General features: G+C 64.4%; 1 protein-coding gene. It reads right to left on the minus strand.

Annotated elements, in window-relative coordinates:
- A partial coding sequence (locus tag PLL20_21710; protein HPD32615.1) for a hypothetical protein occupies positions 1-658 on the minus strand: 658 nt, incomplete at both ends.

Raw genomic sequence — 658 nt, forward strand, 5'->3', positions numbered from 1 at the left:
CCCCAATAGGCTTCGCCTGCATAGCCCTTGGCGTCGACGGCCACCCGCGGGTCGTCAGGCACGTGGGCCCGCAGAAGATGATAGAGCGAAAGCCGCACCGCCCGTTGCGAATCCTCATCGCCTTCGATGACGACGTCACACGAGTCCCACCGGCGCTTCCAGATCGCGACATGCTCGGCGTGAAGCTGCTCATATGACTGGTCCGCAGCGATGTCCAGCCAACCGTCCGCGTCGCTGCGCACCGGATCCCGGCTGGTGGTCACGGCGGATCGCTTCTCAAAGACCAGCTCACGGCCGACCGGTTCCTTAATCGTCGCCTCCGCCACCACGGCGCAAGCCCGCTCTGCCTGTTCGTGACGGACGCTCAACTCGCAGTTCCCGTCCCGCGGCAGGTGGTAGACAAGCCTCGTGGCAACCAGCACTTCATCCCCGGCGTCGGTGATAACATGACACTCGCAGCCCAGACCGCTCGTCGGGCGAAGCTCAATCGTCTTGAAGTGGTCGTAGCCGTTGGTCCGCACATCAGCGTCGATCCCCAGGTGCAGATCGAGACGGGCCTCGCGGTCGCAACGGAACCTCAGCCGCTGGACGCACAAGTAGGGGCGGGCCGCGCTGACGAATCGCTCGAAAGTCAGCTCCACTTGCTTGTGATTGCGGG

The sequence above is a fragment of the Phycisphaerae bacterium genome (assembly GCA_035384605.1).
GTDB lineage: Bacteria > Planctomycetota > Phycisphaerae > UBA1845 > PWPN01 > JAUCQB01.